This is a genomic window from Microbacterium sp. NPDC089695 (assembly GCF_044749085.1).
GTDB lineage: Bacteria > Actinomycetota > Actinomycetes > Actinomycetales > Microbacteriaceae > Microbacterium.
Genome location: NZ_JBIVHG010000001.1, coordinates 1,117,526 through 1,136,185, shown reverse-complemented (window position 1 = coordinate 1,136,185; position 18,660 = coordinate 1,117,526). Strand labels below are relative to the sequence as shown.

General features: G+C 69.9%; 18 protein-coding genes. 6 read left to right on the top strand and 12 right to left on the bottom strand.

Annotated features, from left to right (window positions below; translation table 11 throughout):
* Nucleotides 1-5: 5 nt before the first annotated feature.
* Both ACIPYT_RS05585 and ACIPYT_RS05580 read right to left on the bottom strand, forming a co-directional pair.
* Entirely contained in the window at nt 6-566 is a 561-nt protein-coding gene (locus ACIPYT_RS05585) for a dihydrofolate reductase family protein (RefSeq protein WP_401071456.1), read from the bottom strand.
* Nucleotides 567-660: 94 nt separating this feature from the next.
* Nucleotides 661-1,614: an NAD(P)H-binding protein gene (locus ACIPYT_RS05580; RefSeq protein ID WP_401071454.1), complete on the bottom strand. Its 954-nt coding sequence runs from the start codon at nt 1,612-1,614 to the stop codon at nt 661-663.
* Nucleotides 1,615-1,633: 19 nt separating this feature from the next.
* Between ACIPYT_RS05580 and ACIPYT_RS05575 the strand changes: the two genes are divergently transcribed.
* Nucleotides 1,634-2,347: a helix-turn-helix transcriptional regulator gene (locus tag ACIPYT_RS05575; protein WP_401071452.1), complete on the top strand. Its 714-nt coding sequence runs from the start codon at nt 1,634-1,636 to the stop codon at nt 2,345-2,347.
* Between the two features lie 51 nt (nt 2,348-2,398).
* On the opposite strand, the gene ACIPYT_RS05570 is transcribed toward ACIPYT_RS05575, so the two are convergent.
* The 7 genes from ACIPYT_RS05570 to ACIPYT_RS05540 form a co-directional block, all read right to left on the bottom strand.
* Nucleotides 2,399-2,716, bottom strand: coding sequence for a hypothetical protein (locus tag ACIPYT_RS05570; RefSeq protein ID WP_401071450.1), 318 nt, complete (start codon nt 2,714-2,716; stop codon nt 2,399-2,401).
* A gap of 49 nt (nt 2,717-2,765) precedes the next feature.
* Entirely contained in the window at nt 2,766-3,656 is an 891-nt protein-coding gene (locus ACIPYT_RS05565) for a hypothetical protein (RefSeq protein WP_401071448.1), read from the bottom strand.
* A 254-nt stretch (nt 3,657-3,910) separates the two neighbouring features.
* The gene (gnd, locus tag ACIPYT_RS05560; protein WP_401071446.1) at nt 3,911-4,966 is read right to left on the bottom strand and encodes a phosphogluconate dehydrogenase (NAD(+)-dependent, decarboxylating); all 1,056 of its coding nucleotides are present in this window, start codon (nt 4,964-4,966) and stop codon (nt 3,911-3,913) included.
* Nucleotides 4,967-5,120: 154 nt separating this feature from the next.
* The gene (locus ACIPYT_RS05555) at nt 5,121-6,296 is read right to left on the bottom strand and encodes a MalY/PatB family protein (protein WP_401071444.1); all 1,176 of its coding nucleotides are present in this window, start codon (nt 6,294-6,296) and stop codon (nt 5,121-5,123) included.
* A gap of 145 nt (nt 6,297-6,441) precedes the next feature.
* The gene (locus ACIPYT_RS05550) at nt 6,442-7,194 is read right to left on the bottom strand and encodes a 3-keto-5-aminohexanoate cleavage protein (RefSeq protein ID WP_401071442.1); all 753 of its coding nucleotides are present in this window, start codon (nt 7,192-7,194) and stop codon (nt 6,442-6,444) included.
* Nucleotides 7,194-7,421, bottom strand: a complete 228-nt coding sequence (locus tag ACIPYT_RS05545; RefSeq protein WP_401071440.1) for a DUF2188 domain-containing protein — start codon at nt 7,419-7,421, stop codon at nt 7,194-7,196. Before ACIPYT_RS05545 ends, ACIPYT_RS05550 begins: the two co-directional genes overlap by 1 nt.
* 125 nt (nt 7,422-7,546) lie before the next feature.
* On the bottom strand, nt 7,547-7,951 hold the full coding sequence (locus tag ACIPYT_RS05540; protein ID WP_401071438.1) for a hypothetical protein: 405 nt from the start codon (nt 7,949-7,951) through the stop codon (nt 7,547-7,549).
* Between the two features lie 275 nt (nt 7,952-8,226).
* Between ACIPYT_RS05540 and ACIPYT_RS05535 the strand changes: the two genes are divergently transcribed.
* Nucleotides 8,227-9,150, top strand: coding sequence for a serine/threonine-protein kinase (locus ACIPYT_RS05535; RefSeq protein ID WP_401071436.1), 924 nt, complete (start codon nt 8,227-8,229; stop codon nt 9,148-9,150).
* A 57-nt stretch (nt 9,151-9,207) separates the two neighbouring features.
* On the opposite strand, the gene ACIPYT_RS05530 is transcribed toward ACIPYT_RS05535, so the two are convergent.
* Together ACIPYT_RS05530 and ACIPYT_RS05525 are read right to left on the bottom strand one after the other, a co-directional pair.
* A complete protein-coding gene (locus tag ACIPYT_RS05530; protein ID WP_401071434.1) occupies nt 9,208-12,717 on the bottom strand; it encodes an SdrD B-like domain-containing protein in 3,510 nt (1,169 codons plus the stop codon).
* A 186-nt stretch (nt 12,718-12,903) separates the two neighbouring features.
* On the bottom strand, nt 12,904-13,359 hold the full coding sequence (locus ACIPYT_RS05525) for a VOC family protein (protein WP_401071432.1): 456 nt from the start codon (nt 13,357-13,359) through the stop codon (nt 12,904-12,906).
* Between the two features lie 98 nt (nt 13,360-13,457).
* On the opposite strand from ACIPYT_RS05525, the gene ACIPYT_RS05520 reads away from it, so the two are divergent.
* The 4 genes from ACIPYT_RS05520 to ACIPYT_RS05505 all read left to right on the top strand — a co-directional run bounded on the left by ACIPYT_RS05520 (nt 13,458) and on the right by ACIPYT_RS05505 (nt 18,043).
* Entirely contained in the window at nt 13,458-14,405 is a 948-nt protein-coding gene (locus ACIPYT_RS05520; RefSeq protein ID WP_401071430.1) for a helix-turn-helix transcriptional regulator, read from the top strand.
* Between the two features lie 41 nt (nt 14,406-14,446).
* Complete coding sequence (purL, locus tag ACIPYT_RS05515; RefSeq protein WP_401071428.1) at nt 14,447-16,777, top strand: phosphoribosylformylglycinamidine synthase subunit PurL; 2,331 nt, start codon at nt 14,447-14,449, stop codon at nt 16,775-16,777.
* Nucleotides 16,774-16,920 carry a hypothetical protein gene (locus ACIPYT_RS05510; protein ID WP_401071426.1) on the top strand — a complete coding sequence of 49 codons (147 nt, stop codon included), beginning with the start codon at nt 16,774-16,776 and terminating at the stop codon, nt 16,918-16,920. Before purL ends, ACIPYT_RS05510 begins: the two co-directional genes overlap by 4 nt.
* A 286-nt stretch (nt 16,921-17,206) precedes the next feature.
* On the top strand, nt 17,207-18,043 hold the full coding sequence (locus ACIPYT_RS05505; RefSeq protein ID WP_401071424.1) for a hypothetical protein: 837 nt from the start codon (nt 17,207-17,209) through the stop codon (nt 18,041-18,043).
* A 21-nt stretch (nt 18,044-18,064) separates the two neighbouring features.
* Here the strand turns inward: ACIPYT_RS05505 and ACIPYT_RS05500 are convergent, their stop codons facing one another.
* Entirely contained in the window at nt 18,065-18,637 is a 573-nt protein-coding gene (locus ACIPYT_RS05500; RefSeq protein WP_401071422.1) for a TetR/AcrR family transcriptional regulator, read from the bottom strand.
* Between the last annotated feature and the right edge of the window lie 23 nt (nt 18,638-18,660).

The following is an 18,660-nucleotide window of genomic DNA, read 5'->3' as shown; positions in this document are numbered from 1 at the left end:
ACGGCTCAGGTGCTCCGCGTGTAGCGCTGCAGGGTCGCTCCCGACCCGAACTCGCGTCGTTCCACGAGTTCCAGGCCCACCCGCTCGCGCAGACCGTCGAGCAGATACGGACCGTGACCCGCGACGATCGGATGCACGACGAACAGGTACTCGTCGATCAGGCCGAGATCCGTGAGCGCCGTCGACAGCGCGAGCCCACCGACCGACAGTCCCTTTCCGGGCTGCTCCTTCAGCGCCCGAACAGCCTCACCGAGGTCGCCCCGCACGAGCTCGGCGTTCCAGTCGACCTCGTCCAGCGTGCTCGACACGACGTACTTCCTCGCCCGGTCGAGCGTGTCGGCGAAGTCGTGCTCCCACGTCTCCATCCAGTCGGGCCAGACCCCGTCATCCGGGCGACGCCACGCCTCCCGCATCATCTCGAACGTGACGCGGCCGTAGAGCTCGGCATCCGATTGCGTCATCTGCTCCGTCCAGAAGCTCATCAGCTCCTCGTCGGGCGCGACCCCGGCCTCGTGATGCACGCACCCGTCGAGCGTCACGTTGATGGCATACCGCAGTGGTCTCATGACGCTTCTCCTTCGATGCGGCAGGACGGATGCCGTCAGAGTACTTCGGTTCTGACGCGTTCGGGGCGTTTCGTCTCGTCGCGGCGCTGCTCGCTCAACGACCGGAGGCCATCGCAGGGACCAGCTCCTCGCGCACCCAGCCGCGCAGACCGGTCGGGGTCGTCGTCGCCACGGTCCGGGGTTGCTCCGGCACGAACCCTTCTCGCAGTCCGGTCGACATGCCGAGCACGGCGTCGGCCATCGCCTCCGGCATCCCCGCCGTGAGGAGTCCCTGCCGCATCTCGTCGTCGGAGATGCGCACGGCGACGATCTCGCGCCTGAGCTCGTCGGTGAGGATCGCGGCGACCTCCGTCCAGCTCAGATCCTCCGGGCCGTGCACCGCCTGCACTCGTCGCCCCGTCCACTCCTGATCGAGGAGGGTCAGCGCGGCGACCTCGGCGATGTCGCGCGGAGCGACCCAGGCCATCGGCGCATCCAGGGGCAGCACGGTCGCGATGCGTCCGGCACGCAGCGACTCGAGGTCGAACAGCAGGTTCGAGAAGAAGTAGCCGCATCGCAGATGCGTGACGTCGATGTCGAGCGCGTCGAGCGCGACCTCGGTCGCGGCGAGCCCGTCGATCTCACCGACGCCGTGGCGCTTCTCGGCCCCGATGCTGCTCTGGAACACGACCCGCCCGATCCCGTTCTCGGTCACAGCAGCGACGAGGGCGTCGGTCGCGCGGGCGTAGTCGGCCAGGGGGTCGTCGGACATGACCGAGGGATCGACCCAGTGGATCGCGTCGACACCGCGAGTCGCGGCGACGACCTGCGCGGCATCCTGCGAGTCGGCCTCGGCGACATCGACGAACGCGAGCAGCTCAGGCGCGATGCTCTGCGGACGACGAGTCAGCAGCAGCGGACGGATGCCGGCGCGCACCAGCATCCTGACGAGGTGCCGCCCGACGTTGCCGTTCGGAGTCGTGATGGCGATGCGCATGATGATCCTCTCGTCGATGTCGTTGCGGATGATGCCACGGTAGAACCAGATGCGGCCTGATCCGGGCCGCATCCTGCGAGATCATGAATCCGTGGACTCACCCTCGAACCGCACACTGCATCTGCTGGCGCTGCTCCAGGCCGGCGGCGAGTGGAGTGCCGACGAGCTCGCCGAGCGCCTCGACGCGAGCCGCCGCACCGTGCGGCGCGACGCGCAACGGCTCCGCGATCTGGGCTACGACGTGCGGTCGCGACCCGGGCCCGGAGCGGGATATCGCCTGCATCCCGGTACGAAGATCCCGCCGCTGATCCTCGGCGCCGACGAGGTGGCGACCATCATCACCGGCCTCCTCGTGCTCGAGGCCTGGGCGCCGGAGGATCCCGCCGCATCCGTCGCGCGCGTGAAGCTCGAGCAGACGCTTCCGCCGGCTCTGCGGCGGCGAGCGGCGGCCACGGCCCTCTCGACGCAGATCCTGCAAGACGGCCCCGCCCCCGTCGACTTCGCGCTCGTCGGCACGCTGTCGGATGCGGTGGCGCAGGGCGCCCGCGTGACGTTCGGGTACACCGACCAGCACGGCCGGGAGTCGCAGCGAACGGTCGAGCCGCATCGGCATTTCCTGCGCAGCAGGAGGTGGTACGTCGTCGCGTACGACATCGACCGCGACGACTGGCGGCTGTTCCGCCTCGATCGGATGCGCGGGGTGCTGCTCGGGGCCGGGGCGCACGCGCCTCGGGAGTTCCCGTTCCCGTCGATCGAGGCCTGGCTCACGACCGACTTCGGACGGGAGGGCACCGGCGCGGAGTGAGTAGTGAATCGGACTGGGTGCGCCGGGAGGAGCGGTCGCACCCAGCCCGGCTCACTGCGGATCGGCGCTGTGCGTCGATGTGCGGGTTCGCATCGCGAGGAGCACGCGTCGCCCGTATGTCTCGGAGACGAACGCAGGCTCATCCCTGCGCGCCTCGGCCGCCACCAGCACGGATGTGACCGCGGCGACGATGGCGAAAACGGGCCCGGCGAACCAGGCATCCACCTCGACCACCAGGCTGCCGGCGACGAGGCCGACCAGAACGAGCGCCGCCGCCGTGGCCCCGACCCAGCGGAGCGAACCGTCGACACGAATGCCGAGCATCAGCCCTGCGGCGAGAGCGAGGGCCACGACAACGACGTAGATCATGGTGTCCGGGTGTCCTTTCAGTGCGTACTTATCTGCTGATCGCGCTTGATCAGCACTTCACCCGCCAGATGACCCCCGGCACGGGAGCGGCGGTGAAGAACAGGCAGCTCTTGGGCTTGTCACTCTCGGCCAGCGATGCCTGAGTCGCCATGTACCCGGCGAACGCTCCACAGGCGATCGCGACAGCGGGAGCCCCCTTCGAGAAGGCGACACACATGGCACCCGCCTGAGCGTAGTCGCGAACCCGCGAGGTCTCCGACCGGTTGAGCTTCATACCCCCCGCCGGACCGTTCCACATCCAGGTCGGATCCGCGACCACGGGGTACGCCGTCGACTCGTCGGGAACGACCACCTGAACGATCTGATCGCCACGGATCTCGTAGTACGTCGCCACATCGGCGCCGTTCGCGTCGACGGCCCAAGGCGCGGCCACGCTGACGAAGCCGCCTTGCGGGTCGAGGAACATGACCTCACCCGTGTCGGCTTGATAGGGCAGGTAGCCCTCGATCCCGTACTCGAACTCGTGCACACCGGTCGACGACTCGATCACCGTCTGCACGCGCGTCGATCCGTCTTCGAGCGTCTGCACTGCGAGGGCGTCGCCGCTCGGCGCCTCGTAGACGACCGTGTCGGAACCGGTCAGCACACCCGTACTGGTGTCGAACGCATCGGGCAGGCTGATGCGCGCAGCATCGCCTCCCGCGTCATCCGACGAGATCACGAGACCGTCGGCGGCAGCCACTGGAGCGGCGGTCTCGGTTCCCTCCGCGGTCGCCACGATCTGGTCGTCGACCACCGCGGCCTGAACGACGGGAGCCGACGACGGCGCGGCGACCTGCACCGCTGCATCGATGGCGTCGATGGCGTCGATGGCGTCGATGGCGTCGATGCCATCCAGATCATCGGCGGATGCGACCGCTGGCGTCGCGATCAGGCTCAAGACGGCCAGGGCTGCGAGGACTCCGGTAGAACTTCTTCGTAGTGTATTCATGTGGTGGATATAAGCATACATATGAGGACGTTGCAGAATACTACCCACAGCGGTGACGACGCCTCGAAAGTGATCGCTCAGGCATCCGGAAGCCCCTGCCGCGCACGAGGCGGTGAGAGATGGAAAATGCTCCGGAAGAAGGCGCTTCCGGAGCATTTTCCATCTATGGCGAGGGCGGCGACCTCGGGCGCCGCCTCGCGACCCTACGCGGACTCCGCCTTGCGCGCACCGGCCTCGAGCACGTCTCCCGCGGGGAGCTCCTGGTGACCGCCGAACTGCAGGCGCATCGCCGAGAGCACCTGGTTCGCGAAGTGATCTTCGCCGCGTGACGCGAAGCGCTCGAAGAGGGATGCCGCGAGCACCGGCGCCGGCACACCGACGTCGACCGCGGCCTTGACCGTCCACCGCCCCTCGCCCGAGTCGGAGACCCGACCGGCCAGACCGTCGAGCGTGGGGTTCTGGGCGAGCGCGGCGGCCGTCAGGTCGAGCAGCCACGACGAGATGACCGACCCGCGGCGCCACAACTCGGCGACCTTGCCGGTGTCGATCGGGAACTGGTAGAACTCCGGCTCCTCCAGCGGCGCGATCTCGGCGGAGTGCTCGGCCTCGCGCACCCCGGCATCCGCGTTGTGCAGGATGTTGAGCCCCTCGGCGATCGACGCCATGATGCCGTACTCGATGCCGTTGTGCACCATCTTCACGAAGTGCCCGGCGCCCGACGGGCCGCAGTGCAGGTAGCCCTGCTCTTCGGGGCCGAGGTCGCCGGTACGGCCGGGCGTGCGCTCGATCTCGCCGACGCCCGGAGCGATCGTGCGCAGAACGGGCTCGAGGTGCTGCACGGCCTCGTCGGACCCGCCGACCATCAGGCAGTAGCCGCGGTCGAGCCCGAACACGCCGCCGCTCGTGCCGACGTCGACGTAGTGGATGCCGCGCTCGCGCAGCGCCGCGGCCCGACGCACGTCGTCGCGGTAGTTCGAATTGCCGCCGTCGATGAGGATGTCGCCCTCGTCGAGCACCGCGGCCGCATCGTCGGCGACCTTCCCGGTGAGCGACGCCGGCACCATCATCCACACGGCACGCGGAGCCTCGAGCTTCGACGCGAGATCGGCCATGCTGTCGGCGCCGACCGCACCCTCTGCGACGAGCGCCTGCACGGCATCCGCGTTCACGTCGTAGACCACGCACTCGTGCCCCGCCCGCATGAGCCGGCGCACGATGTTGGCGCCCATCCGTCCGAGTCCGATCATCGCGAGCTGCATGAGGTTCCTTCCATCGCGGGGCAGGGGATGCCGTCATCCTCACACGCGCGCGGGGATGGGCCAAGTGGTGGCGCGCGTCATTCGCTTCAGGGCAGGTCACCGCGTTTCGTCTCGCTGACGCTCGCTCAACGACCGAGAGAGGGATGCCGTGGGCTCAGCCGCGCCGCACGGCATCGCCCATCGCGGAGAGCGCCTCGGCGAGAACGGGTCGCGGGGTCGCGAACACGATCCGCACGAAGTCCTCGTACCCCCGCCCGAGCAGCGCACCGTCGGTCAGCACGACGCCGGCCCGCGCGCGGAAGAACGCCGCCGGCGGGCCGTCGATCGCGAGGGCGGCGGTGTCGATCCATCCGATGTAGGTGGCCTCGGGTTCGCGGTAGACGGCTCCGGGCAGGCGCTCGGCGACGAGCGCGCCGAGCAGGTGCCGCGACTCCGCCAGGTACGACAGCACCCCGTCGAGCCACGGTCGTCCCTCCCGGTACGCGGCCGTCGAGGCGACCACCCCGAGCGTCGAGGCGCCGTGCTGCACCGAGAAGCCGAACCGGCGGTACTGCTCCTGGTCGATCGGGTTCGACAGCACGAGCTGCGCGGCCTTGAGTCCGGGGATGTTCCACGCCTTCGACGCGCTGGTGCCGGTCACGGTGTGCGCGGCTGTCGCCTCCGAGAGCGAGGCATAGGGCGTGAACGGACGCGCGTCGAACCGCAATGGCGCGTGGATCTCGTCGGCGAACACCCGACCGCCGTGACGTTCGACGATCTCGGCCAGAGCCTCGAGCTCGTCGCGCTCGACCACGGTGCCGGTCGGGTTGTGCGGGTTGCACAGCACGAGGGTGCGCGCACCCGCCGCGAAGGCCTCGTCGATGCGCTCGAGGTCGTGGTGCCAGCGTCCGTCGACCTCGACACCGGGCACCTCGACGACCGGATGCCCGATCGTGGGGAGGAAGGTGAGGAACGGCATGTACGCGGGGGTCGGCACGATCACCGGCGACCCGGCGGGCGCGTACTGCTCGACCGCGACGCGCAGCGCCGCCATGACATCCGACACCGGGTGCACGTTCTCGGGGTCGACGGCCCACGCGTACTCGTCGCGCATCCAGTCGGCGGTCGCGCGGCCCAGTTCGGCCGCGAGCGGCGGAGAGAGGTACCCGAGGGTCTCCTCGTCGATCGCCCGATGCATCGCCGCCGCGATCTCGGGGGCGACCCCGAAGTCCATCTCGGCGACCCAGGCTCCGATACGCCCCGGGTGCAGACTCCACTTGCGACTCTCGGGCCGGTCGAGGTCGAACCGGGTCCGCGTGTCGAAGGGATGCGGGCGCTGCGCGTCGGTCATCGCGTACGGTTCTCAGCGAGCCTCGCGACATCGCGACGTCGCGCTCGCGGTGAGGTCACGGGTCATGGCGGCTCCTTCGAGGGGGAGCTTCCACCCTACGAACACGCTCCCACTGGCGCATCCCCCGTGTCGATCCGTGACGCCGTCAGAGCGCTTCCCTAAGCGATCGCGCCGCGCGCACGATCGAGGCGTTGTCCGAGGCCGGGCGCCCGTCGGGAAGCGTGAGCGTGTCTTCGAGTCCGATCCGCGACTCGAGTCCGAGCTCGGCCGCCAGAGCGAACGCGGGCCATGCGGAGCGCGCTTCTCCGTGCAGCAGGATCGCGATGTCCGGTTCCTCCGCCCGCACGTGCGCGATGAGGCCTTGCGCATGACCGCGCACCACGTCCGCCGCCTCATCGGGGAGCTCGATGAGCACACGCAGGCATTCTCCGCGGAGAGGGGACTCCCGCCACGCCGCGAGTCCCGTCGCATCCCAGATCCCCGCCTCGATGCGCACGCCGCGCCGATGCAGCATCTCGGCGACGCGTGCCGCGCCGGCTTCGTGCCAGTTCACGGAGGCGAAGTCGGGAAGCTCGGTCCACCGGGCGATCGCCTGGACACGGCGGTCGGCGTCGGGGTGGATCCATGCCCCGGTCGTCACCCCGAGCGGTGTCCCCGGACATGCGGCGCGGAGCGCGCGCACCCACGCAGCGACGTCTTCGGCGGCCATGCTGTCTCGACCGCCGGTGTCCTTGGGATGCATGTGGATCGCTCCGGCGCCTGCGGCCACCGCCCTCTCGGCGTCGACTGCGGCGAGTTGCGGATCCGCAGGAAGCGCCGGATGCTGCGCGAGATCCTGAGCGCCGTTGATGCACACCTGCAGCAGCGCCGGCGGTGTGCTCGTCTCGCGGGCGCCCATCAGTTCATGAGTTCGCGCGGATGCCAGTCGTACAGGGAACCGGTGTCGGACGGGCCCTCCTCGGTGCGGACGGTGTGCGCGACCTGACGTGCGGTCGCCGCTCCGCGACCGACCTTCACCGCATCGTCCTGCGACGAGAAACTCATGCCGAGCGTGCGGGACTCGCCCTCGATCCGGTTGAACCAGATCCCGTCGCGCTGGAAGGTCTCGATGTCCCCTGCGGTCATGTGTCTCGTCCTCTCCGTCTCCTCCTTTCTACGGGGGACCACCGACACCGCCGACCCCCTTGACACTGTCCACGCCGTCGATGGCGGGTCGCGCCGGGTCGCGCCGCGACCCGCCGCGACCCGTATCAGGTGGGCGGCGACCACGACTCACGCGTGAGCCGGAACGCCGAGTGCAGATATGCCGCGGCGATCGCGAGGAACACCAGCGCGCTGAGGGTGCCGGTCGGCGCAAGCGGAGTGCCCGACGCACGGAACAGCATGAGCGCCGCCTGAAGGACGAAGACTGCCGCCAGCACGGCGCTCGACTTCGCTCCCGCCGTCATCTGCCACCACGGCCGGGGCAGCGAGCTCTCTTTCGGACCTCGGAACGTCCGCGCCGCGAAGATCACCAGCGCGACGAGGACGGCCACGCTCGCGACGTAGGCGCCGAAGACGCTGTTCCCCGCGGCGATGACCACCGTGATCATGGATCCGAGCACGAGGGCCACGACGACCATGCCGATCTTCGCTCCGAGCGACCTGATACGCATACTCTCCACCTCATTCACGACGCCGACCGAGTCACGACCGCAGCGATCGACGCTGCAATCCACGCGCAGACTCCGCGGAGAGCGGAGGCCTGGTCTGACGGTAGTCATGTGACGCGGGATCGGATACGCGCGACTGCGCCTGGATTCCGAGATACCGGGATGCTCGCTGGAAAGACTCAGGTTCTGCGCCGCAGGTCAAGGCCGGTGACCCACGGATCCGCGGGCCGTACCGTCAGGATCATGCTCGACACGACTGTCTCCGACCGGAGCGCCCGATGAGCCTCGAGGTGCTGACGGAGACCGAGGCACTGCTCGACGGCCGCTATGTGCTGAGCGAGCCCCTGGGTCGGGGCGGCATGGCCACCGTGTACCGCGCCGAGGACACGCGTCTGCAGCGCACCGTCGCGGTCAAGATGCTGCACGATGACGGGGATTCCGCGGCGTTCGCCGCTCGCGCCCACAACGAGAAGGCGCTCCTCGCCGCCGTCAACCACCCGTCGATCGTGACGCTGTTCGATGCCCTGCTGACCCCCGATCGCCCGCGCTACCTCGTGATGGAGTTCGTCGACGGCCCGACACTCGCGCGTCGTCTGCGCACGGGCCCGATGCGGGCGCGACAGGTCGCCCGACTCGCACGCGACCTGGCAGAGGGGCTCGCGGTCGTGCACGCGCTGGGCATCGTGCACGGCGACGTCAAACCGTCGAACGTGCTGCTCGGCCGCGGGCCGGGCGGTGGCCCGCGAACCGCCAAGCTCGCCGATTTCGGGATCGCGTGCATGGTCGGCTCACCCCGCACGACGTCTCCCGGGATCGTGCTCGGCACGTTCACGTACTTGGCGCCGGAGACCCTGCGCGACGCGGAGCCCGACACCCCGGTCGACGTCTTCGCACTGGGCCTCGTGCTGCTCGAGGCGCTCACCGGCCGGCCGACCTACCCGATCGGCGCGACCGGGCGCGGCGCCGCCGCGGCGCGATCGGTGACCCCGCCGCCGATCCCCGACGACCTCGACCCCGCATGGCGTGACCTGCTCGAGACGATGACCCGGCTCGACCCGGCAGAGCGCCCCACGGCCCGCGAGGTCTCGCACGCCGCGGGGCGTCTCATGATGGCGGATGCCGTGCGGCGGCGACCCGTCGACGCACCGCTCGAGGTCGTCGCCGCCACCGCGGGCGACCAAGGCACCTCGCCCGCCGAGTGAGACGACACGCGCGGCACCGGCCGCCACCCGCAGGGAGCGACCGGTGCGGCCCGGCGATCAGACCGTGCGACGCCTCCAGAAGAAGATCGATGCCCCCGACAGCAGCAGGAACAGCGCGATGCCGACGATGGTGAAAGGGGCGCTGCCGCCGGTCGTGGCGAGCGCGCCGACCGTCGGCGTGCCGGGGTACGCGGCATCCACGACGCCCGACTCCCCGCGCCCGGTCACGGGTCCGCCCGTGCCGGATCCTCCGGTCCCGGGACCCTCGGACTCGACGACCTCTGGTCCGCGCACGCTGACACCGGCATCCCACGTCGGATCGATGCCCGCGGTCGCCCGCACCTCTGCCCACGGGTAGTCGCGCGTCAGTCGGTCGTTGTCGGCGCCGAGCACGATGGTCTGCGTGTACCCGGTGGGCGGATCGGCATCCGAGTCCGAGGCGTCGTCGTCTCCGTGGTCGACGAACGTGAGGCGGTAGGTCGCATGCAGCTCCCCGGTGAGGGTGAACTTCACCTGGTACTCGCCGGCTGCCAGCTCGTCGAACAGGTAGCGGCCATGGTCGTCGGTCGTGGTCGTCGCGACGACGTCGCCGTCGACCAGCAGGTCGACCTGCACGCCCGGCAGCACCTGCTCGTCGTCACCCTGGATGCCGTCCTCATCGGCGTCGATCCAGACCAGGTCGCCGATCGCGTACGTCGCCGCGCCGTCGATCGTCGGCTCCGGGGTGTTGAAGAGCACCACGTCGGCCGATGCCCCGTCGGCGCCGACCGTGATCGGACGCAGCTCCGACGAGCGCAGGTACCCGCGCGGAGCGGTGTCCTCACGCAGCCAGTAGTCACCCGTCTCGGAGACGACCGGCGTCTCGCCCTCGGCCGTCACGATGCGTCCGTCCGTCACACGCAGATCGCCCAGCACCACCGAGCTGCCGTCGGCCGCGAGCACCGAGAAGCGTGCCCGGTCGTCGGTGATCAGCGTCGTGGAGTCGGTGCTGTCGCGCTTGAGCAGCGAGAGCGGGTAGTCGTTGGTCGGTGTGATCGTCGCACCGGTGGCACCGATCATGTTCGTGATCCCGACGTTCGCGGTGTGATCCACGATCCGCGCCATGAAGTACAGGGTCACGGTCGCGCCGGCGGTCAGTCGCCCACGCTCCATGGTCACGGTGTTCGCCTCGGCGTCGTACGCGGCGACGATCCGCGATCCGGGGATCGCGTAGCGGTCTCCCTTGACCGTGGTGCCCGCGGCGACGCCGTCGGGTGCCACGAAGCCGACGAACTCGACGCCCGCGGGGAGCACGTCGACGACGTCGTCCACCATCGTGGTGAAGGTGCCGTGCGGCAGGAGCTCGACGCGGTAGACGAACTCGTCCTGCGCGAGGTCGCCGCGCTCGTCGGTCTCGACGCGCAGGTTGCTCGTGAACGTGTCGCCCGCGGCGTCGTAGACGCGCTTGCGCACCTCCATCTCGTTGCCGAAGCTCGTCGCGGTCGTGGTGGAGCGCGACGTGAACACGACCTGCTGATCCGCTCCCGAGTAGCGCGCGGCGTTCACGACGTCGAGCGTCTGCTTGCCCTGCAGCACCTTCGTCGGGATACCGACGGTGATGCTCCAGGCGCCGGTCGACGGCGCCGCACCCTTGACGCCCCGCGCCGGCGCGGTCGGGAACGCCGCGTTCGGGGCGATCACGAGGTTGCCGTCGGCGTCGAGCGACACGTCGAAGGCATCCGCGCCGAGCTTCTGCCCACGCTCGTAGGTGCCCGAGATGGACGCGGCGATGGCCGGCAGCGTCTGCTCCGTCACATCGAACACGGAGTGATCGACGACGTCGGTGATGTGCGACTTCGTCGCGTCGCCGACGTTCGCGCCCACCGTGAAGGTGTACGGGATCGTGGCCGAGGTGCCGCTCGGCACGGTCGTGGATGCTCCGGGCGTCGTCTTCGCGAACTTCGTCGCGTCGTCGACGCCGCCGCTGAGGTCCTTCGGCACGATCAGCGTCGTCGTGGCGCCCTTGGGCTCGTAGCGGCCGTCGGCGTACACGAAGTAGGCGTTGTTGTCGGCGCGGAACGTCGAACGGTAGAGGGTGTCCTCGCTCGTGCGCGACGGCAGCGCGTCGATCGTCGCGGTCGCCGTGAGCGTGTACGAGTGCGTGACGTCCTTGCCGATGTTGATGTAGATCGTCCGGTCGAAGATCGCGTACGTGCCGACGAGGTCGTCAGCGGCGATCGCCGACTCCGCCCAGCCCGACAGCTTCGGGGCCGGGGTCAGCGGCACGCGTCGCCCCGTCTCGTCGGTGAGCACGAGGAAGCGCTCGTCCTTCGGGTTCCACGAGATCTGGTCCGAGAGCGTGTCGCGGATCACGACGTTGCGCGTGAGCGCGAACGGCCCGCCCGCATAGGGGGCGAACACCGTGAGGTCGGCGCGGAGCGTGTAGGTCACCGGGATGCGCTCGCCGAGCGCGGTGCCGGCGGCGGTGCCCTGCGGGAGCTCGACCGCCGCAGGATCGACCGTCTTGCTGAACGCGGTGGCGACGGCCGGTCGCTGCAGACCGCGCACGGAGCCGGAGATCCCGGTGCTCGTCGAGCGCTTCTCGCCGTTCACCTCGACCGTGTTCGTGAGCGTCACGCCGTAGCTGCCGCCGTCGACCTTGTCGACCTTGTCGTATGAGACCTGCAGGCGGTCGCGCACCGCGGCGAGCGCCTTCTCGTCAGCGATGCGGGCGCGATACGTGAACGTGTAGACCGATCGGGCCTCGGCCGCGAACGCGTGCGTGAGCGTGGATCCCGAGAGCTCCGGCAGCCCGGTGACCGGCGAGGTGCGCGGGTTCAGGTCGGTCTCGTCGCGCACGGTCTTGGTCGCCGCCAGCGACCCGGGCACGAACGCCAGGCCCTCGCCGAGCGTGTCGGTCAGCGAGACCTTGCGTGCATCCGTGCTCGACACCGTGACGGTGAACGGGATCTCGACCGAGAGGGCCTTCTTGTCGAAGGCCACGACGCCGTCGACGACGGTATGCGGGAACGTGACGGACCCGGCGGTCTTGCTCGTCGACGTGGGCGTCGCGCGGGGGCTGTCGCCCTGCGTGGTGACGATCACGCGCTGGGTCGTGCGCTCGCCGTCGACGTTCCACACGAGCTCACGGACCTCGGAGGTCTCGACCTTCGAGATCGTGAAGCTCAGGTCGAGCACGCCCTGGTTGACGTCGGCCGGGAACGGTGACCGGAACGCGACCTCCAGCTGTCCGGACGCGTCGATCGCCAGCGACGACACCGCGGTGTTGCCGGCGGGGACGACGAGGGCCGCCTCGGGGATGCTGATCCCCTTCGGGAGCCCGATCGAGACGACCTGGCCGTCGGCCATCGTTCCGTAGCCGAGCTGGAAGCCGTACGTGCCGCCCTCGACCAGCACCGGGAGCCCCTGGTGGGTGCTCCCCGACTCGGTCGGAAGAACGGTGACCTTGCCGCCCGCAGCGGCGGCGGGTGTGCTCAGACCTCCGACCGCCAGCATCGCGACCAGGATCCCGGCCAGCCAGAGCGTGAAAATGCGCGCGCGCGAGCGCGTCACGATGTACTCGGACATCGAGTCGTCCCCTCCCCAGGGCGTCGAGGGGCTCAGACAGCTCCCCAGATACGTGCGCCCCCTCGGCGCACAGCACGGCATCGCACCTCCCCGCGGATGCCGCATGCCTACTGTATATCCAAATGGATAGAGAAAACTAGACCTTCGTCGCGCGTGTCGCGACGAAGGTCTAGCTGCTTCAGCGCATCACTGAGCGCGCACGTCCAGGACCCAGGTCACGCCGAATCGATCGGTGAGCATGCCGAATCCGGCCGACCACGCCGACGCCGCGAGCGGCTCGATGACGTCGGCCTCGTCGGCGAGCGCGTCCCAGAGCGGGCCGAGCTCGTCGAGAGACTCCGCGCGCAGCGACTGGAAGAACGTGCGGTCGGTCACGGTCGTGCCGTTCTCGCGACGCGTCGTGCCGGCGAGCGCCTCGGCGCCGGCATCCGCTCCCGGCACGTCGTAGGCCATGAGGCGGAATCCGTCGGCGTTCTCGATCTGGCCGAACACGACCCTGTCGGCGCCGGGCGCGCCCGCCGGCATCCCGAGATCGCCGTAGGTCATGACCGTGAGCTGCGCGTCGAACACCGACGCGTAGAACGCGAGCGCCTGACGGGCGCTGCCGCGGAAGTTGAGGTGGGTGGTGGTGATGACGGACATGGGTGCTCCTCTGTCGGATCGTGCGGCGGGATGCCGTGAGTCCACGATCACAGCAGAAGAGGTCTGTTTCGGTCCTCTACTCGACGCATACTGGAGTCATGTCCGGCAGCTCCTCCCGCATGCTCACCCTGCTGTCGCTGCTGCAGTCGCGACGCGACTGGCCGGGTGCCGTGCTGGCCGACCGCCTCGAGGTCACGCCGCGCACCGTGCGCCGCGACGTCGAACGCCTGCGCGAGCTCGGCTACCGCATCACCGCGGTCAAGGGTCCGGACGGCGGCTACCGACTGGATGCCGGCTCCGAGCTGCCTCCTCTCCTCTTCGACGACGCCCAGGCCGTGGCCATCGCGGTCGCGCTGCAGAGCATCCCTGCGACGGGCGTCGACATCGACGAGGGGGCGGCCCGCGCCCTCGCCACCGTTCGGCAGGTCATGCCGTCTCGACTGCGTCATCGCATCGACGGCATCCGCTTCACGCGCGTCGGGAACGCCACACGAGTCGACCCCGCCGTTCTGGAGGCGACGACCGCCGCGGTACGCGATCAGGTCGTGCTCCGCTTCGACTACGGCGATGTCGATCGACCCGCACGACGCACCGAACCGCACGCCGTCGTGGCGCGCGGGGGACGCTGGTACCTGCTCGCCTGGGACCTCGACGCCGACGACTGGCGCACCTTCCGTCTCGACCGGCTGACCCCGCGGATCCCCACGGGGCCCTCGTTCACGCCGCGCCCCCTGCCCGCCGTCGACGCACAGACCTACCTCGCGGCCCGCGCGAAGGGATCGGAGTCCGTCGACCGGTGGCCGTGCATCGGCGAGGTCGTGCTCGCTCTCCCGGCACACGAGGTCGCACCGTGGGTGGGCGTCGACGGCACGGTGACATCCGTCGACGACAGCTCATGCCGCGTGACGATCGGCTCGTGGTCGTGGGTCGGCGTGCTCGCCGCCGTCACACGGTTCGACGCCGACTTCACGGTCGTCGGCCCCGACGCTCTCGTGGAGGCCGCCCGCACGCTCGCGGAGCGCTTCGGGGCGGCATCCCCCCGGTAGACTGGACGACGCCCCGCCGGCCCCTTCCTCTAGGAGTGCGCGTGACCACCGCCCCTGCACCTGCCCACAAGCACGTCCCCGACTCCGTCGAGAACGCGATCGCGACTCCGGAGAAGGAGCAGCCCTACGCGGCGCTGGGCCTCAAGCCCGACGAGTACGAGCGCATCAAGGAGATCCTGGGCCGCCGCCCCACCTCCGGCGAGCTGGCCATGTACTCGGTGATGTGGTCGGAGCACTGCTCCTACAAGTCGTCGAAGAACTACCTGCGCCGCTTCGGCCAGAAGGTCTCGGACGAGATGAAGGAACGCCTCATGGTGGGCATGGGCCAGAACGCGGGCGTCATCGACGTCGGCGAGGGCTGGGCCGTCACCTTCAAGGCCGAGTCGCACAACCACCCCTCGTTCATCGAACCCTTCCAGGGTGCGGCGACGGGCGTCGGCGGCATCGTCCGCGACATCATCTCGATGGGCGCTCGCCCGGTCGCCGTCATGGACGCGCTGCGCTTCGGCGCGATCGACCACCCCGACACCGCCCGCGTCGTGCACGGCGTCACGAGCGGCATCAGCTTCTACGGCAACTGCCTCGGTCTGCCGAACATCGGCGGCGAGACGGTCTTCGACTCGGTCTACCAGGCCAACCCGCTCGTGAACGCGCTCGCGGTGGGCGTGCTCCGCCACGAGGACCTCAAGCTCGCGAACGCCACCGGCGTCGGCAACAAGGTCGTCCTGTTCGGGGCCCGCACGGGAGGCGACGGCATCGGCGGCGCCAGCATCCTGGCATCCGACACCTTCGCCGACGGCGGACCCACCAAGCGCCCCGCGGTGCAGGTGGGCGACCCGTTCGCCGAGAAGGTGCTCATCGAGTGCTGTCTCGAGCTGTACCGCGGCGAGCTCGTCGAGGCCATCCAGGACCTCGGGGCCGCCGGCATCTCCTGCGCGACCTCCGAGCTCGCGGCCAACGGCAACAGCGGCATGAAGGTCTCCCTCGACAACGTGCTGCTGCGCGACCCGTCGCTCACGGCCGAGGAGATCCTCATGTCGGAGTCGCAGGAGCGCATGATGGCGATCGTCGCGCCCGAGAAGCTCGACGCGTTCCTCGAGGTCGTGAACAAGTGGGAGGTCGAGACCTCCGTGCTCGGCGAGGTCACCGGTGACGGACGCCTCATCATCGACTGGCAGGGCGAGCGCATCGTCGACGTCGACCCGTCGACGGTCGCGGTCGACGGTCCGGTCTACGACCGCCCGGTCGCGTATCCGACGTGGATCGACGCACTGCAGGCGGATGCCGCCGAGAGCCTCCCGCGGTCTAACGACCCGGCCGAGCTGCGCGAGCAGTTCCTGAACCTCGTGGCGTCGCCGAACCTCGCCGACACCCGCTGGATCACCAACCAGTACGACTACTACGTGCTCGGCAACACGGCCCTGGCCTTCCCCGACGACGCCGGCATGATCCGCGTCGACGAGGAGTCCGGCCTGGGCTTCGCGATCTCGACCGACGCCAATGGCCGCTACTGCCAGCTCGACCCGTACGCGGGCGCGCAGCTCGCGCTCGCCGAGGCGTACCGCAACGTCGCCGTCACGGGCGCCGTGCCGACCGCGATCACCGACTGCCTGAACTTCGGCTCGCCCGAGAACCCCGAGGTCATGTGGCAGTTCGGCCAGACCGTCGACGGCCTCGCCGACGGATGCTACGAGCTCGGCACCCCGGTCACGGGCGGCAACGTCTCGTTCTACAACCAGACCGGCGACGTGCCGATCCACCCGACGCCGCTCGTCGGCGTGCTCGGCATCATCGACGACGTCTCGCGCCGCATCCCCTCGGGATGGCAGGACGAGGGCCAGAACATCTACCTTCTCGGGACGACGTCGACCGAGCTCTCCGGTTCGGCGTGGGCCGAGACCGTGCACCAGCACCTCGGCGGCCTGCCGCCGAAGGTCGACCTCGCGGGCGAGAAGCGCCTCGCGGGTCTGCTGTCGGCCGCGCGCGACGAGTGGCTGGTCTCCTCGGCGCACGACGTGTCGGAGGGCGGCCTCGCGCAGGCTCTCGCCGAGGGCGTCTCGCGCTTCGGCGTCGGCGCACGCGTCTGGCTGAACGAGATCCTCGAGCGTGACGGCGTGGACGCCGCGACCGCGCTGTTCTCCGAGTCGACCGGTCGCGTGATCGTGACCGTGCCGCGCGAGGACGACGTGAAGTTCCGCGGACTGTGCGAGGGACGGAACTACCCCGTCGCACGCATCGGCGTGACCGACAGCGAACCGCAGCTCGAGGTGCAGGACGTCTTCACCGTTCCCGTCGCCGAGATCCGCGAGCGCTCGCAGGCCACGCTGCCGGCGGCGTTCGGCCCCACGGTCGCGGAGCCGGTAGGCGCATGAGCGAGCTCAGCCGACCCGACGACGACTACGGCGACCTCGGCGAGCGCCGCAACCGGCGCATCCGCCTGGTGGCGTGGGTCGTGATCGTCGCGCTCATCCTGGGCGGCGGCGGCGCGACCGTGCTCACCCTCATCCTCGGCTGAGAGCCCCTCTCCGCGACGTTCACTCTCTGAGTCGCCGACAGTGAACGGCGCCTTGTTACCGTTGCAGCACCGACGCTTCTGCGCACGATCGGGGGATCGCGCGACCGTCTTCCAGAAGCTCGGGCACCCTTCCGGTGGCGTGGCGCTGCGACCGGAAGGCTCGGGGGAGAGCGGCGTTCGGGTGGTTCGCTCTCCCCCTTTCTCCACCGCGTTCACATCTGCGGGAATCCACCGTGAACGCGCGTTGACTACCGTGCTCCTCAGTTGTGAATGAGGGGGCGATCGGATGGAGTTCGCGACGGCGTTCCGTGCAGCGATCCGCGAACGCGGGCTGTCGTTGCACGCGCTGCGGTCACGTCTGCACGACCGCGGATACGACGTGAGCGTCGCGACGCTGTCGATGTGGCAGTCCGGCGCACGGCACCCCGGGCGCACGGCCTCGTTCGACGTGATCCGCGAGCTCGAGTCGCTCATCGGCCTCGACGACGGCGAGCTGCAGGCGACCCTCGGTCCGCCCCGCCGAGTACGACGTGGCCCCCAGTTGACGTACGCCTCGCTCGCCCACCTCCCGTGCACCGCGTTCACGACTGAGATGGACACCGCGCTCACCGCGCGGTCGGGGTCGATCGGCGCCGACGTCGGAGAGGACGGCCGCGTCATCCGCACCCGGCACCGCACTCTCTGGCAGTCCCTTCGCGACGGCGCGCGGGAGGTGACCGTGTTCTTCATCGCCGACCACGAGGCCGAGCCGCCCCGGGTGCGCGGAACCCTGGGCTGCTCGATGCACGATGTCGAGCTCGACCGCGACCTCGCCCTGCTGCGCGGCACCATGCGCCTGCACGCGCCACTCCCCCAGGGAAGCGTCGCGCTCACCGAGCAGGAGTCGACGCGCCCCGACGACTTCCCCCAGGAACTCGACCTCACCTTCGTCGCCCCGCGTCGTCTTTCCGAGGTCACGGTCTATGCGATCTTCGACTCCGCACTCGTGCCGATGGTGTGCCGCGTGACCGTCGAGACCGCCGAGTCGAGTCGCTCGCACCACCTGAGGTTGAACGGCACGTCGGTCGCTCACACCGAGTTCGACTTCGGCCCGGGAACGATCACGCTCGACTGGGAGTTCTGAGCTCGAACGACGCGGCAGGCGTCACCGCGAGAACAGGAATCGCGTGAGCTGGACGAGCGCCTCGGGGTCGTGCTCCTCGCGCCCGAGCGCCTCGACGATGATCGCTCCCAGAATCGCTCGTCCGAGCTGATCGACGGGCGCATCGGGCGAGAGCTGCCCGTCGCGGATGCCGGCGCGCAGCCGCTCCGTGAGGTACTTCTCCACGCCGAGGCTCTCACCGAGATGGGCGCCGACTCCGGCATCCTCTGTCGCGGCTGCGACCAGCGACCGCAGCAGTGCCCCGCCCTCGGGGGCGTCGAGCAGCCCGAGCACACCCCGCAGCCAGGTCTCGACGTCGAGCGCGAGATCGCCGGTGTCGGGCACGACGAGGTCGACCGGCACCAGCCGTCCCTCGGCCAGGCATTCGCCGATGAGCGCACCGCGCGAAGGCCACCACCGGTAGATGGTCTGCTTGCCGACGCCGGCTTCTTTCGCGATCCCCTCGATCGTCAGCCGGTCGTACCCCTGGTTGTGGAAGAGGCGAGCGGTCGCGTCGAGGATCGCCTCGCGGGCAGCCGTGCTGCGCACAGGGCCGCTCCGATGCTCGTTCACCACGTGTTCAGGATAACCACAGAACT

Excerpts from the sequence above, each read along its gene's own strand:
- ACIPYT_RS05525 (WP_401071432.1), bottom strand. The coding sequence starts at position 13,359 with ATGTCCGTCATCACCACCACCCACCTCAACTTCCGCGGCAGCGCCCGT.
- ACIPYT_RS05550 (WP_401071442.1), bottom strand. The coding sequence starts at position 7,194 with ATGGGCGCCCGCGAGACGAGCACACCGCCGGCGCTGCTGCAGGTGTGC.
- ACIPYT_RS05570 (WP_401071450.1), bottom strand. The coding sequence starts at position 2,716 with ATGATCTACGTCGTTGTCGTGGCCCTCGCTCTCGCCGCAGGGCTGATG.
- ACIPYT_RS05535 (WP_401071436.1), top strand. The coding sequence starts at position 8,227 with ATGAGCCTCGAGGTGCTGACGGAGACCGAGGCACTGCTCGACGGCCGC.
- ACIPYT_RS05510 (WP_401071426.1), top strand. The coding sequence starts at position 16,774 with ATGAGCGAGCTCAGCCGACCCGACGACGACTACGGCGACCTCGGCGAG.
- ACIPYT_RS05505 (WP_401071424.1), top strand. The coding sequence starts at position 17,207 with ATGGAGTTCGCGACGGCGTTCCGTGCAGCGATCCGCGAACGCGGGCTG.
- gnd (WP_401071446.1), bottom strand. The coding sequence starts at position 4,966 with ATGCAGCTCGCGATGATCGGACTCGGACGGATGGGCGCCAACATCGTG.
- ACIPYT_RS05540 (WP_401071438.1), bottom strand. The coding sequence starts at position 7,951 with ATGCGTATCAGGTCGCTCGGAGCGAAGATCGGCATGGTCGTCGTGGCC.
- ACIPYT_RS05580 (WP_401071454.1), bottom strand. The coding sequence starts at position 1,614 with ATGCGGCCCGGATCAGGCCGCATCTGGTTCTACCGTGGCATCATCCGC.
- ACIPYT_RS05545 (WP_401071440.1), bottom strand. The coding sequence starts at position 7,421 with ATGACCGCAGGGGACATCGAGACCTTCCAGCGCGACGGGATCTGGTTC.
- ACIPYT_RS05585 (WP_401071456.1), bottom strand. The coding sequence starts at position 566 with ATGAGACCACTGCGGTATGCCATCAACGTGACGCTCGACGGGTGCGTG.
- ACIPYT_RS05530 (WP_401071434.1), bottom strand. The coding sequence starts at position 12,717 with ATGTCCGAGTACATCGTGACGCGCTCGCGCGCGCGCATTTTCACGCTC.
- ACIPYT_RS05555 (WP_401071444.1), bottom strand. The coding sequence starts at position 6,296 with ATGACCGACGCGCAGCGCCCGCATCCCTTCGACACGCGGACCCGGTTC.
- ACIPYT_RS05520 (WP_401071430.1), top strand. The coding sequence starts at position 13,458 with ATGTCCGGCAGCTCCTCCCGCATGCTCACCCTGCTGTCGCTGCTGCAG.